At 62.3% G+C, this 14,071-nt stretch carries 12 protein-coding genes and 1 riboswitch; of the genes, 10 read left to right on the plus strand and 2 right to left on the minus strand.

The genetic code is table 11. The features are described from left to right. Positions 1-88 precede the first annotated feature (88 nt). From metE to HT585_RS15275, 7 genes are all read left to right on the plus strand, one after another. Complete coding sequence (metE, locus tag HT585_RS15245; protein ID WP_176353729.1) at positions 89-2,443, plus strand: 5-methyltetrahydropteroyltriglutamate--homocysteine S-methyltransferase; 2,355 nt, start codon at positions 89-91, stop codon at positions 2,441-2,443. After that, a complete protein-coding gene (locus tag HT585_RS15250) occupies positions 2,440-3,240 on the plus strand; it encodes an acyl-CoA thioesterase (protein ID WP_176353730.1) in 801 nt (266 codons plus the stop codon). Before metE ends, HT585_RS15250 begins: the two co-directional genes overlap by 4 nt. A gap of 156 nt (positions 3,241-3,396) precedes the next feature. Further along, positions 3,397-3,621, plus strand: a riboswitch (cobalamin riboswitch). A 302-nt stretch (positions 3,622-3,923) separates the two neighbouring features. Continuing rightward, positions 3,924-4,145 (plus strand): glutaredoxin-like protein NrdH, encoded by a 222-nt coding sequence (nrdH, locus tag HT585_RS15255; protein ID WP_077501226.1) that lies wholly within the window; start codon positions 3,924-3,926, stop codon positions 4,143-4,145. 17 nt (positions 4,146-4,162) lie between these two features. Beyond that, on the plus strand, positions 4,163-4,579 hold the full coding sequence (gene nrdI / locus HT585_RS15260; protein WP_176353731.1) for a class Ib ribonucleoside-diphosphate reductase assembly flavoprotein NrdI: 417 nt from the start codon (positions 4,163-4,165) through the stop codon (positions 4,577-4,579). Further along, a complete protein-coding gene (gene nrdE, locus HT585_RS15265) occupies positions 4,549-6,702 on the plus strand; it encodes a class 1b ribonucleoside-diphosphate reductase subunit alpha (RefSeq protein ID WP_281410683.1) in 2,154 nt (717 codons plus the stop codon). The genes nrdI and nrdE overlap by 31 nt, the downstream gene beginning before the upstream one ends. Positions 6,703-6,718: 16 nt before the next feature. Next, on the plus strand, positions 6,719-7,708 hold the full coding sequence (nrdF, locus tag HT585_RS15270) for a class 1b ribonucleoside-diphosphate reductase subunit beta (protein WP_176353732.1): 990 nt from the start codon (positions 6,719-6,721) through the stop codon (positions 7,706-7,708). Between the two features lie 143 nt (positions 7,709-7,851). After that, positions 7,852-9,294 carry an RtcB family protein gene (locus tag HT585_RS15275; protein ID WP_176353733.1) on the plus strand — a complete coding sequence of 481 codons (1,443 nt, stop codon included), beginning with the start codon at positions 7,852-7,854 and terminating at the stop codon, positions 9,292-9,294. A gap of 268 nt (positions 9,295-9,562) precedes the next feature. On the opposite strand, the gene HT585_RS15280 is transcribed toward HT585_RS15275, so the two are convergent. Both HT585_RS15280 and HT585_RS15285 read right to left on the minus strand, forming a co-directional pair. Continuing rightward, positions 9,563-9,847 carry an acylphosphatase gene (locus HT585_RS15280; RefSeq protein ID WP_176353734.1) on the minus strand — a complete coding sequence of 95 codons (285 nt, stop codon included), beginning with the start codon at positions 9,845-9,847 and terminating at the stop codon, positions 9,563-9,565. A gap of 210 nt (positions 9,848-10,057) precedes the next feature. After that, on the minus strand, positions 10,058-10,267 hold the full coding sequence (locus HT585_RS15285; RefSeq protein ID WP_246707693.1) for a cupredoxin domain-containing protein: 210 nt from the start codon (positions 10,265-10,267) through the stop codon (positions 10,058-10,060). Positions 10,268-10,522: 255 nt separating this feature from the next. Between HT585_RS15285 and HT585_RS15290 the strand changes: the two genes are divergently transcribed. The 3 genes from HT585_RS15290 to HT585_RS15300 all read left to right on the plus strand — a co-directional run bounded on the left by HT585_RS15290 (position 10,523) and on the right by HT585_RS15300 (position 14,059). After that, positions 10,523-11,413: a substrate-binding domain-containing protein gene (locus HT585_RS15290; RefSeq protein ID WP_176353736.1), complete on the plus strand. Its 891-nt coding sequence runs from the start codon at positions 10,523-10,525 to the stop codon at positions 11,411-11,413. A gap of 175 nt (positions 11,414-11,588) precedes the next feature. Next, a complete protein-coding gene (locus HT585_RS15295) occupies positions 11,589-13,100 on the plus strand; it encodes a sugar ABC transporter ATP-binding protein (protein ID WP_176353737.1) in 1,512 nt (503 codons plus the stop codon). Then, entirely contained in the window at positions 13,097-14,059 is a 963-nt protein-coding gene (locus HT585_RS15300; protein ID WP_176353738.1) for an ABC transporter permease, read from the plus strand. Before HT585_RS15295 ends, HT585_RS15300 begins: the two co-directional genes overlap by 4 nt. Positions 14,060-14,071: the final 12 nt, after the last annotated feature.

The following is a 14,071-nucleotide window of genomic DNA, read 5'->3' on the forward strand; positions in this document are numbered from 1 at the left end:
GTCCGATGTGCCGCCTTGACGATCGAGCCCGCCTCGGTCGTGGATGCGTCGCGTTCAAAGCCTTGCCCACAACCTTCGGGGTAAGGAAATGACCATCAAGACAGCCAATCTCGGCTTTCCACGTATTGGCAGCCATCGTGAACTGAAGTTCGCACTGGAGCGCTACTGGGCCGGCAAGATCGAAAGACAGGACCTGCTCGATGTCGCCGCCAGGCTGCGGGCAGAAAACTGGGCCGCTCAAAAGGCGCGCGGAATCCAGATCATCCCATCCAACGACTTCTCGCTCTACGATCAGGTTCTCGACACATCCGTGCTCGTGGGCGCGGTGCCGCCGGCCTATGGCTGGAAGGGCGGCCCGGTCGATCTCGACACCTACTTCGCCATGGCGCGCGGCTCGACGGCATCCACCTGCGCTTCCGGCTGCACCCATAGTGGACCCGACGGCGGCAACCCGGCGCAGGAGATGACCAAGTGGTTCGACACGAACTACCACTACATGGTTCCGGAGTTTTCGGATGACCAGCGCTTCGAGTTGACGCGCAACGCGCCGCTTGAGGCCTTCCTTGAAGCCAAGGCGCTTGGGCATGTCACCCGCCCTGTTCTCCTCGGTCCCGTCACGTTTCTGAAACTCGGCAAAGCGCACGCAGGCGCATTCGATACGATCGATCTGATCGAGCGGTTGTTGCCTGCTTATGCGCAGCTTCTGACGGAGCTGGCAAACGCCGGCGTCGAATGGGTGCAGATCGACGAGCCCTGCCTGGTGCTCGATCTCGACGAGCGGGAACGCCGGGCGCTGGCGCTCACCTACAGGACGTTTGCTTCTGAAATTCCACAGCTGAAGATCATGCTCGCGACCTATTTTGGCGCGATCGGCGACAACCTGCCGAAAGCCCTTTCGCTGCCGATCGCCGGGCTGCATCTCGACCTCGTGCGGGCGCCGCAGCAATTGGAAGTCCTGCTTCAGACGGCACCGGCGCAGCTCGTGCTGTCGCTTGGGGTCGTCGATGGCCGCAATCTGTGGCGAACGGACCTTGCCGGCCTCTACCGCCGGCTGCAGCCGCTGATCGAGGCGCATGGCCGCGACCGCATCGAGCTTGCTCCGTCGTGCTCGCTGCTGCATGTGCCAATCGACCTCGATCTCGAACGGGCGCTCGATCCGGAGCTCGCATCCTGGCTTGCCTTCGCCCTGCAGAAACTGGACGAACTCAGCCTGCTTGCCCGCGCCTTCGAGCCCGGCCTTGCCAATCCCGAACAGGTCTTTGCAAGATCGATCGCCGCCGCCGAAGCGCGGCTCACCTCGCTCAAGGTGCACGATCCGCTGGTCGCCGGACGCCTGAAGAACCTGACGGCAGCCGACAGCCGCCGCCAATCGGGCTTTGCGACGCGCCGTCGGCTGCAGGAAGACAGGCTGGCCCTGCCGCTCTTCCCGACCACGACCATCGGCTCCTTCCCGCAAACGCCGGAGGTGCGCCAGGCGCGTTCACTGCATGCCAAGGGCGAGCTCAGCTATGTCGACTATCTCGCCTATCTGCGCCAGGAGACGGAGAAGGCCGTGCGCTGGCAGGAGGAGATCGGCATCGAGGTGCTGGTGCACGGCGAGTTCGAGCGCAACGACATGGTGCAGTATTTCGGCGAACAGCTTTCCGGCTACGCCTTCACCCAGAGCGGCTGGGTGCAGAGCTACGGCTCGCGCTATGTGCGCCCGCCGATCATTTTCGGCGACGTCTCGCGGCCGAACCCGATGACGGTCGACTGGGCAACCTATGCACAGTCGCTGACGGGCAAGCCGATGAAGGGCATGCTCACCGGCCCGGTGACGATGCTGCAATGGTCGTTCGTGCGCGACGACCTGCCCCGGTCGATCGTATGCCGGCAGATCGCGCTGGCGCTGCGCGACGAAGTCACCGACCTGGAGACTGCCGGTATCGCCGTGATCCAGATCGACGAACCGGCACTGCGCGAGGGGCTGCCGCTCAGGCAAGCCGATCGAAACGCCTATCTCGACTGGGCGGTCGAGTGCTTCCGCATCAGCGCCTCGGGCGTCGGCGACGAAACCCAGATCCACACCCACATGTGCTACTCGGAGTTCAACGACATCATGGCGGCGATCGCGGCGATGGATGCCGATGTCATCTCCATCGAAACCTCGCGCTCGAAGATGGAACTGCTCGGCGCCTTTACCGATCAGGCCTATCCCAACGAGATCGGCCCCGGCGTCTACGACATCCACTCGCCGCGCGTTCCCTCGGTCGACGAGATGGTCCATCTGATCGAGAAGGCGACGGACGGCCTGACGCCGGCGCAAATCTGGGTCAACCCGGACTGCGGCCTGAAAACAAGGCGATGGGAGGAAGTGCGCCCGGCACTCGTCAACATGGTGCAGGCGGCACAGGCGCTGCGGCAATCCTTCGGTTCCGGCCGGCGAGAGGCTGCAAACGCATGACGAGCGATAGCAATGTCGAGATGGCGCCGGGGGAAACCCCGGCGCCTGCCACCCTGATCGACATCGTCTTTCCCGGCGATACCAACCATCATGGTACGCTCTTCGGCGGCGCGGGCCTCGCGCTGATGGATCGGATCGCCTTCATCGTCGCCACGCGCCACGGCCGCGTTCCCTTCGTGACCGCCTCTTGCGACCGGGTCGATTTCCGCGCGCCCGCCCGCATCGGCCATATCGTCAGCTTTACCGGCCGTCCGCTCCGGGTCGGACGGCGCTCGATGGTGATCGAAGTCGACATGGTCGCCGAGGACCTGATTGCCGGCACCCGCGATCTCTGCACCCGCGGCCAGTTCACGATGGTGGCCATGCCCGAAGGCAAGGACGCCGGTTGGTCGTTGCCGTCGCTCGACAGCGCCGCGACCGAGCAGTCAAAAGACGGTGCCGTGTGCATGGTCGATATCGTCTTTCCCGATCAGGCCAACAGCTTCGGCGCCATGTTCGGCGGCGACGCGCTGGCGCAGATGACCAAGGCGGCTTTCGTCGCGGCGACACGGGCGAGCCGCAAGACGACGGTGCTTGCCTCCTGCCAGCGCATCGATTTCAAGCACCGCATCACCGTTGGCTCGATCATAGAGCTTGTCGCCAGGATTGTTGGGACCGGACGGAGCTCGACGACGGTCGAGGTCGAACTCTGGTCGGAAGATCTTCTGGGCACAAAACGGACGCTGACCGCCCGTGGCGTCTTCATCATGGTGGCGGTCGACCGCGACCATCGACCGGTTCCGGCCTTCGCAGCCTGACGCGTACGACGAAGGGAGCCGTCAACGACGGCTCTTCATCCACAGGCCTTGCTGGAACCACGCATTTACTCCCCGTTATCCACACCCGGGAAAATATTGTCCGCTCCGGCGGGCATAGGCGCCATCGAACCTATTGACGCAACTTCCCGGCAATATACTATATCTAGTGTTCGAGGTTCTTCCGATTCGCAAGGATTGGGAGCGAAGATGGGAATACGGTGCGCCGTGGCGATTTCGCTTGGCTAAGCCGTGGCTGCCCCCGCAACTGTAAACGGCGAGCGACTGTCCAGCATTCGGCCACTGAAGCATGAGGCTTCGGGAAGGTCCGGACAGAAGCACCGACCCGTGAGCCAGGAGACCTGCCTCGATCGATAAACGTCCACGGGCGGGGTGTCCGGAGAGGTCAGAGGTGTAATTGAGGCAGGATGAACTCTGCCTGATTGTCTCGACGTCTCCCCGGAAGCGCCGTCTTCAACTTCGGGGTGAAGTCATGTCCGCGTCATCGAATTTCCATCACTCGCCAATGAAGAGGCGCGGGAACCCGCGCATCTGACGAAGACGTGCGCTCGGTCGTTTCGATCAGAGCAAGCCGTCATTTTGCCCGCCCTGCCCTTTCGCCGGAGTGCTTTCGCGCACCAGCATGCCTTTTCATGTCCAGATCCAGCCGACCCAACGAGGAAGAAATGAACGTCACCGTCTACAGCAAGCCCGCCTGCGTCCAATGCACTGCCACCTACCGCGCGCTCGACCGCAAGGGCGTCAACTATGAGGTGATCGACATCTCGATCGACGAGGACGCGCTCCAGACGGTCAAGGGTCTGGGCTACATGCAGCTACCGGTCGTCGTCGCCGGTCCAGAACATTGGGCAGGCTTCCGCCCCGACAAGATCAGCGCGCTCTCGTAAAGCTGAGGTGCCGGGCGATGGGCCTGATCGTCTATTTTTCCACCCGCTCGGAAAACACCCATCGCTTCGTCGGCAAGCTCGGCCTGCGCGCCAGGCGCATTCCCGTCAGCCCGGCCGACGGGCCGCTTGAGATCAAGGAACCCTACGTGCTCGTCGTGCCGACCTATTGCGGTGACGATGGCCGCGGCGCTGTGCCCAAACAGGTGATCCGCTTCCTGAACGATGCGGACAACCGCTCCCACATCCGCGGCGTGATTGCCGCGGGCAACAGCAATTTCGGCGCGACCTACGGGATCGCCGGCGACGTGATCTCGGCCAAGTGCCAGGTGCCCTATCTCTACAGGTTCGAGCTTCTGGGCACCGACGAGGACGTCGCCAATGTCAAAAACGGGATGGAACGATTTTGGACGTCTCAACACTCGAACGCCCTTTGAAGGCGACGGAAGCGGCGCTCGATTACCACGCGCTGAACGCGATGCTGAACCTCTATGACGAGGACGGCCGGATACAGCTCGACAAGGACCGGCTGGCGGCCAAGCAGTACTTCCTGCAGCACGTCAACCAGAACACCGTGTTCTTCCATAACCTGCGCGAAAAGCTCGACTATCTCGTGGTCGAGGGCTACTACGAGCGGGAGGTTCTCGACCAGTATTCGTTCAACTTCGTGCGCGACCTGTTCGACCACGCCTATGACAAGAAGTTCCGTTTCCCGACCTTTCTCGGCGCCTTCAAATACTACACCAGCTACACGCTGAAGACCTTCGACGGGAAGCGCTACCTCGAGCGCTACGAGGACCGGGTCTGCATGGTGGCGCTGACGCTTTCGCGCGGCGACGAAGCGCTGGCGCGCGACATGGTCGACGAGATCATTTCAGGCCGCTTCCAGCCGGCGACCCCGACTTTCCTCAACGCCGGCAAGAAGCAGCGCGGAGAACTCGTCTCCTGCTTTCTGCTGAGGGTCGAGGACAATATGGAGAGCATCGCGCGCGGCATCAACTCGGCGCTGCAGCTGTCGAAACGTGGCGGCGGCGTAGCCCTGTCGCTCACCAACATCCGCGAGGCCGGCGCGCCGATCAAGCAGATCGAAAACCAGTCGTCAGGCATCATTCCCGTGATGAAGCTCTTGGAGGATTCGTTCTCCTATGCCAACCAGCTCGGCGCACGCCAGGGCGCAGGCGCCGTCTACCTCAACGCCCACCATCCCGACATCATGCGCTTCCTCGATACAAAGCGCGAAAACGCCGACGAGAAGATCCGCATCAAGACGCTGTCGCTTGGCGTCGTCGTGCCCGACATCACCTTCGAGCTCGCCAAGAACAACGAGGACATGTACCTGTTCTCGCCCTATGACGTGGAGCGCGTCTACGGCGTGGCCTTCACCGATATCTCGGTCACGGAAAAATACCGGGAGATGGTCGCCGACAGCCGGATCCGCAAGAAGAAGATCAAGGCGCGCGAATTCTTCCAGGTCCTGGCGGAAATCCAGTTCGAATCCGGCTACCCCTACATCATGTTCGAAGACACGGTGAACCGCGCCAACCCGATCGCCGGCCGCATCACCATGAGCAATCTGTGCTCGGAAATCCTCCAGGTCAGCGAAGCCAGCGAATACAATGACGACCTGTCCTACAAGCACATGGGTAAGGACATCTCCTGCAATCTCGGCTCGCTGAATATCGCCGCCGCGATGGACAGCGCCGATTTCGGCAAGACGATCGAGACCTCGATCCGGGCGCTGACGGCGGTGTCGGACATGAGCCACATCTCTTCGGTTCCCTCCATCGAGAAAGGCAACGACGACAGCCATGCAATCGGCCTCGGCCAGATGAACCTGCACGGCTATCTCGCCCGCGAACGCGTCTATTACGGCTCGGATGAAGGCATCGACTTCACCAACATCTACTTCTACACGGTGACCTACAACGCCATCCGCGCCTCCAACCGCATCGCTGTCGAACGTGGAACGAGCTTCAAGGGCTTCGAGAACTCGAAATACGCCTCGGGCGAGTATTTCGACAAATACACCGAGCAGGAATGGACGCCGGCGACGGAACGGGTGCGCGAGCTGTTCGAAACCGCAGGCATCGATATCCCGACGCAGGCAGACTGGCTGGCGCTCAAGAAGGCCGTGATGACGTCGGGCCTCTATAACCAGAATCTGCAGGCAGTGCCGCCGACCGGCTCGATCTCCTACATCAACCACTCGACGTCCTCGATCCACCCGATTGTCTCGAAGATCGAGATCCGCAAGGAAGGCAAGATCGGCCGCGTCTACTACCCAGCCGCCTTCATGACCAACGACAATCTCGACTACTACCAGGACGCCTACGAGATCGGCCCGGAAAAGATCATCGATACCTATGCGGCCGCGACCCAGCATGTCGACCAGGGCCTGTCATTGACCCTGTTCTTTAAGGATACGGCGACGACCCGCGACATCAACCGAGCGCAGATCCATGCCTGGAAGAAGGGCATCAAGACGATCTACTACATCCGCCTTCGTCAGATGGCCTTGTCCGGCACGGAAGTGCAGGGCTGCGTCTCCTGCGCTCTTTGATATCCTGGGGAACACGATGAACATCCAAGTGAAGACCAAAGCGCCCAAGGGCCCGCAGGCCTTGCGCGCCATCAACTGGAACCGTATCGAGGACGACAAGGACCTCGAAGTCTGGAACCGGCTCACCGGCAATTTTTGGCTGCCGGAAAAGGTGCCGCTCTCAAACGATATCCCGTCCTGGGCAGCCCTTCGCCCGGAAGAGCAGCAACTGACGATCCGGGTTTTCACCGGCCTGACCCTGCTCGACACCATCCAGACGAGTATCGGCGCGCCAACCCTGATGGCGGATTCGATCACGCCGCACGAGGAAGCTGTCTATTCCAACATCTCGTTCATGGAAGCGGTGCACGCCCGCTCCTATTCCTCGATCTTTTCGACACTTTGCTCGACGCCCGATGTCGATGATGCCTATCGCTGGTCGGAAGAAAACGAGCATCTTCAGAAGAAGTCGGCGCTCATTCTCGAGCACTATCGCACCGCCGATCCGCTGAAACGCAAGATCGCCAGCGTCTTCCTCGAAAGCTTCCTGTTCTACTCCGGCTTCTACCTGCCGATGTACTGGTCGAGCCGCGCCAAGCTCACCAATACTGCCGACATGATCCGCCTCATCATCCGCGACGAAGCGGTGCACGGCTATTACATCGGCTACAAGTTCCAGAAGGGGCTGGAGCGGTTGAGCGACGAGCGCCGGCAGGAAATCAAGGATTTCGCCTTCGACCTGCTGCTCGAACTCTACGACAACGAGGCAAAGTACACGGAGTCGCTCTACGACAGCGTCGGGCTCACCGAGGATGTGAAAAAATTCCTGCACTACAATGCCAACAAGGCACTGATGAACCTCGGCTATGAAGCCCTTTTCCCGGCCGATGCCTGCAAGGTCAATCCAGCGATCCTTTCGGCGCTGTCGCCGAACGCCGACGAGAACCACGACTTCTTCTCCGGCTCCGGCTCCTCCTATGTCATCGGCAAGGCGGTCGCGACCGAAGACGAAGACTGGGATTTCTAGATCGGCCGATCGCTTTGCTGTCCTAAGAATGTGCTGCCGGCGCCGAGCCGGCAGCACGATTGACTACCGGCCCGCTTTCAACTAGTGAGCGCGCCAATCCGTATTGCCGCGGCTGCTGAACCCAAGGCAACGGAGAAATCAAAATGTCCACCCGACATAACCCCATCGTCCGGAACGATATCGTTTCCGGGCATGCAATCAGGTCCGTCGTCGCGATCGACGAACCTGAGCATCAACGTGCGCGCGCACTCGGCGACCTCGCCTCGGCCCTGCCGTCCCCGGAAGCGCTGGCGAGCCATGGTGCCGTGGCCGGACGCATCGTCACGACCCCAGACTTCCACCCGGGAAAACCGGTTCCCGTCGGACTAGTCGCCGACATCGAGAATGCCGTCATTCCGCACCTGATCGGCAACGATATCGGCTGCGGCATGCGCATGATCGTGCTCGACGACATCCGCGAGGACGATCTCGAACCGGATCTGGAGAAACACCTGCGGCACGTGTTCTTCCAGGGAGGACGCGATATTGCCCTGACCGGCTGGGATCGTCACGCAGCCCTCAGGGACGGCGTGCCGGGCCTGCTCGAAAGCCTGGCGGGCAAGCGGCAGGGCCTGCTCGCCCGTCTCGATCTGGCAGCCGCCTGGGCAGATGTCGCGCGCACGTCGGACGATGGCTGTTTCCGCTCGGATGCCATCGACCGGGACTTTGCCGACTATGCGGCCCCCGATGACCGGCACCGGCATGACGCCATCCTCGGCACCATCGGCGGCGGCAATCACTTCGTCGAGTTCGGCGTGATCGAGCGCATCGTCGACGGCGGTCTTGCCCGCATCGCTGGGCTGAAGCCGCAGAGCGTGGTCATCGTCGTGCATTCCGGCTCGCTCGACTTCGGCCAGCGGATCGGGACGGCGGCAAGGGAGCGGGCCCGTCAAAACAGTGCGGCGGCGCTTGACGACCGCATCGTTTCCGAGGCCGGCCACGCCGACCACTACCGGCGGTACATGAACGGCCATGCCAATGCCGCCAATGCCGCCTTCGTCAATCGCTTCCTGATTGGCCTGGCGGCGGTGGAAGCGCTGACGCGAACCATCGGTCGAACGGTGGCACACCGGCTGGTTTACGACGCCCCGCACAACACCGTGTGGCAGGCCGGCAGTACCGTTCGCCACCGCAAGGGCGCCTGCCCCGCGCGCGGCCCAGGCACGCTCAAGGGTTCGCCCTACGAATGGACGGGCGAACCGGTGATCCTGCCAGGCTCGATGGGCGACGGCACCTGGTTGCTGCGTGGGCTGGGGGCAACTGACGGCATGGAGTCCTCCGCCCATGGTGCCGGGCGGCGGCTCTCGCGCCAGGAGGCGCGCGGAGCGAAGACGACACTTGGCGGACTGCGCGTCATCGGCCCGATCGACACCGCGAGCCCGGCTATGCGCGGTCGGCCGGATATCCTCGCCGAGCTCCAGGGTCGGCTGAAAGAGGAAGCACCGGCCGCCTACCGACCGATCGATCAGGTCGTCGATCCGATGGTGGCAACCGGCCTGGTCGCCCCGGTCGCCCGCATCAGGCCCGTCCTGACCGTCAAGGGATAAGGTCTGCCCAAGAACTGAAACGCCGGGGAAGCAGAACGAGCTTTCCCGGCGTTTTCATGCGAGCATTTCCCAGGATTTTCCGCCCTACTCCGCTGGTACGGCGCGACTGGGCCGATGCGACCTGCGTCGGCAGCAAAGCGGTGCAGCCTTGAGCAAGGCGACCGTGTCTGGCGATCCAGCAGCTATCAACGAGTTTGCGGCTGTTGCCGGACAAGTGGCGACTAAGTGCGCGCTTGCGTCGCTTCTACCGGAACTCGGGCGCCATGCCCTAGCCCGTGATCTGGAACCCCTGAACCGGGTCGTGCAGGGCGACCGGCTCGGTGTCCACACTGACGACGGAGGCTGCAGCCGGCCCGATCCAGAGCCGCTCGACCATGTTTGCAAGGGCTGCGTCGGAACCGACGATCATCGCTGCCACCGACCCGTCACGCTCGTTGCGCACCCAGCCGGTGATGCCAAGGCGCTCGGCTTCGCGCCGGGTCCAGATGCGGAAGCTGACACCCTGCACCCTTCCGCTGACACGGACCAACATCGCCTTGCGCTCTCTGACCATGATCGCATCCGTCTTCGCCACAAAAGGAAACTGGAGCGAAGACGGACAAAGGCAAGCCACCTGGCACGATGCGCACGACCGCTACACCGTTTCCCCATCGAAGGCGCTGCGGAAACGCTCCGTCGCGTGCTCTGATGCGTTTGCGGGAGGGAAGCGGACTTCGCCCTGTTGCTGGACATTGCCTATGGCGCTGCCACCGACAGGCGGCCCTTAATATTCCACCTGCCCTGTCTCCGACACGGCGAGGCTTGCTGTGCCGTTCGCGGGGATCAAGACGTCCCAGCCTCCCTTCACGGTCGCGGTATGGAAGAGGATGTCCTTGTTGACCCACTCGATCGTGTCGCCCAACCGGGCCCCAATCTCTGCAGGAACGAACGCCATCTTTTTGGTGACGCGGATTGTCCTCGGCTCTGCATCCACGGCGTCATTTCCTAGCACGAGCCCGGCAATGACGATGAGATAAATGCCGGATCGCATAGAACTCGGTGTCGATCACTCAGACGGGAGGCGGAACAATTTCTCTCGCTACCCTGTTAATAATTCCATCGCGTATTTTTAAAAATTGACGCGCGCAAAGTTTTATGGTTTTTACGCCATCGCCAAGACGGTGATGGGAGGGCCCTCCTGCTTGGCCGCCAGCACCAAAGGCCCACGTCGTTTCCAGGGAGGAAACCCATGAACATGCCCCGTATTCTGAAAGCGCTCGTCGCCGGCACGGCACTGACCCTGATTGCAACGGCCGCATCGGCCGAAGGCATCGGCGCCTCGCTTCTGACCCAGCAGCACCCGTTCTACATCGAGCTTGCCGACGCGATGAAAGCCGAAGCCAAGGAAAAGAACGTCGCGCTCGAAGTTGCGATCGCCAACCAGGACCTCAACAAGCAGCTCGCCGACGTCGAGGACTTCATCGTCAAGGGCGTCGACGTCATCGTCATCTCGCCGGTCGATAGCCAGGGCGTGCGCGCCGCGATCGAAAAGGCCGAAAAAGCCGGCATCAAGGTGATCACCGTAGACGTGCCCGCCAACGGCGCGACGGTCACCTCGCATATCGGCACCGACAATTTCACCGGCGGCGTCAAGGCCGGCGACCTGATGGCAAAGGTCCTCGACAACAAGGGCAAGGTCGCCGTCATCGATTACCCGACGGTGCAGTCGGTGGTGAACCGCGTCAATGGCTTCAAGGAAGCGATCGCCAAGCATCCCGAGATGGAAATCGTCGCAATCCAGACCGGCATCACCCGCGCCGAGGCGCTGGCCGCCGCGCAGAACATGCTGCAGGCCAACCCTGATATCACCGGCATCTTCGGTTTCGGCGATGACGCAGCACTCGCCGCAGCCGTTGCCGTCAAGGCGGCGGGCCTGGAAGCCCAGGTCAAGGTCATCGGCTTCGATGGCATGAAAGAAGCCCGCGACGCCGTCGACACCAACCCGGTCATGGTCGGCGTGATCCAGCAGTTCCCGGACCAGATGGGCAAGCAGGCCGTCGACACTGCCGTCAAGGTTGCCGCCGGCGAACAGGTTCCGGCCGAACAGCCGATCGTGCCCGGCGTCTACACCGCGAAATAAGTCCTCCCAGGACAGCCGCCGCCCCAGGGGCGGCGGCACCCATACGCGAACGTCTCCGGCCTGCTGCATGAAACATGCGGCAATTCAGAGTGTCGCAGCGCCTTTGCCTGTCTCTTGAGACGCCAGGGCGCGGCAACGCCGGAGATGCCTTTCGGCGCGATCCAAGGAGGCCGCCATGCATGGTTCGACCACGGACACCGTTCTCAAGATCAGCAATGTCACCAAATCCTTCGGGCAGGTCGCCGCGCTGAAAAGCATGTCGCTCGAAGTCCGCCGTGGCCGTGTGCACACGCTGCTCGGCGAAAACGGCGCCGGCAAATCCACACTGATGAAGATCCTCGCCGGCGTTCACGGCGCGACGTCGGGTGAGATTACCCTTGACGATCAGCCCTATCGCCCCGCCAACCCGCAGCAGGCGTCAGCGCTCGGGCTCGCGATCGTCTTTCAGGAACTGAGCCTCTGCAACAACCTGACGGTGGCGGAGAACATTCTTGCGACCCGCGAGCCGCGCAAATTCGGCTTCATCAACGACAAGGCGCTTGTTGCGAGGGCGAAAGCGATTGTCGCCGAGCTCGGGCTGCCAATCGACGTCACCGAGAAGGTCGGCAACCTCTCGATCGCCCAGCGGCAACTGGTCGAGATCGCCAAGGGGCTGAGCCATGATGCCAAGGTCGTCATTCTCGACGAGCCGACCTCGTCGCTCAGCGACAGCGAAGCCGAAATCCTGTTCGATATCATCGGCCGGCTGAAGAACCGCGGCGTCGCTGTCATCTACATTTCCCACCGCATGGAAGAAATCATGCGGCTCAGCGACGACATCACCGTCATCCGCGATGGGGAATATGTCTCCACCCATGATCGCAACGACGTCACCATCGAGGCGCTGATTGCGCTGATGGTCGGCCGCCGGATGGAGGAGATCTATCCGCCACCGATGCATGATCGCCCGACGCAGGACGCACCGGTGCTCGCGGTCGAACATCTGACGCGCGACGGCGATTTCGCCGATATCTCCTTCGAGGTCGGCACAGGCGAGATCCTCGGTTTCTTCGGCCTCGTCGGCTCCGGCCGCTCCGAAGTCATGAATGCGTTGTTCGGCATGAAGAATGCCGACGGCACCGTGCGGCTCGACGGCAAGGATGTGCGCTTTCGCTCGCCGGCCGAAGCGATCGCCCGCGGCATCGGCTTCGTGACAGAGAACCGCAAGGAAGAAGGCCTGGTGCTCGGCCACAGCGTCGGGTGGAACATCTCCATGGCCGCCCTTCCAGATTTCACCGGCCCCTTCGGCTTCACCCGTGCTGGCGCCGAGCGCAAGGCGTCTGCCGCCGAAGTCGGCCGTCTCGCGATCAAGACGCATTCACTCGACACGCCGGCCGGCTCCTTAAGCGGTGGCAACCAGCAGAAGATCGTGCTCGCCAAATGGCTGCTGACACGGCCGAAGGTGCTGATCCTCGACGAGCCGACCCGCGGCGTCGATGTCGGCGCGAAATTCGAAATCTACAAGATCATCCGCCAGTTGGCAGCCGAAGGGACGGCAATCCTTCTGATCTCCTCCGAGCTGCCGGAAGTGCTTGGCATGAGCGACCGCGTCATCGTCATGCATGAAGGCGTCATCGGCGCGACCCTTGCCGGCACCGACCTCACTCCCGAAACGATCATGGCGCACGCGACAGGTTTCCAATCATGACCCAGCAAACTGCAGCCCAGGCCGCCCTCGTCAGGGCATTGAAGCAATATGGCGGCATCTTCCTCTCGCTGGTGATGCTCTGCATCATCTTTTCCTTTCTCAATCCCAGGTTCATGTCAGTCGTCAACTTCATGAACATCCTGCAGCAGGTGGCCGTGATTGCGATCGCCGCCTTTGGCATGACCTGGGTGATCCTGCTCGGCGAGATCGACCTTTCTGTCGGCTCGATTATCGCCGTCGCCGGCATGGTCGGAGCGCAATGTTTCGCCTTCGGCCTCGGCTTCGGCCCGGCACTCGCGGTGACGATCGTGGCGGGCGCGCTGATGGGTATGCTCAACGGCGTGTTGACGGCAAAGCTCCTGCTGCCATCCTTCATCGTTACCGTTGCCACCATGGGCATCTATCGCGGCCTCGTCAGCCTGCCGACCAACGGCGCACCGGCGATGATCGACAATTCGACATGGACCGCCATCGGCACGGAAAGCTTCCTCGGCCTGCCGATCATCATCTGGGTCGTGGCCGTGCTCTTCGTCATCAACCAGATCGTGCTCAGCAAGACGAGCTTCGGGCGCCGCGCCTACCTCACCGGCGGCAACCGCGAGGCGGCCATATATTCGGGCATCAAGGTCGATCGCCTCAAGATCATCATCTTCATGATCTCCGGCGTCATGGCGGCGATCAGCGGCGTGCTGCTCTCCTCGCGGCTCTTCTCCGCCCAGACCAATGCCGGCATGAGCTATGAGCTCGATGCGATCGCCGCGGCCGTGCTCGGCGGCACCTCGCTTGCCGGCGGTGTCGGTACCATGGTCGGCACGCTCATCGGCGCCTTGATCATCGGCGTGATGAACAACGGCATGAACATGCTTTCCGTCCCCTATTTCTACCAGCTCATCGTCAAGGGCCTCGTGATCCTTGTCGCCGTTTGGCTCGACGTTCGCGCCAAGCAGGCAAAACGCTGACCCGACACGAGT

The sequence above is a fragment of the Ensifer oleiphilus genome (assembly GCF_013371465.1).
In the GTDB taxonomy this organism is placed as follows: domain Bacteria; phylum Pseudomonadota; class Alphaproteobacteria; order Rhizobiales; family Rhizobiaceae; genus Ensifer; species Ensifer oleiphilus.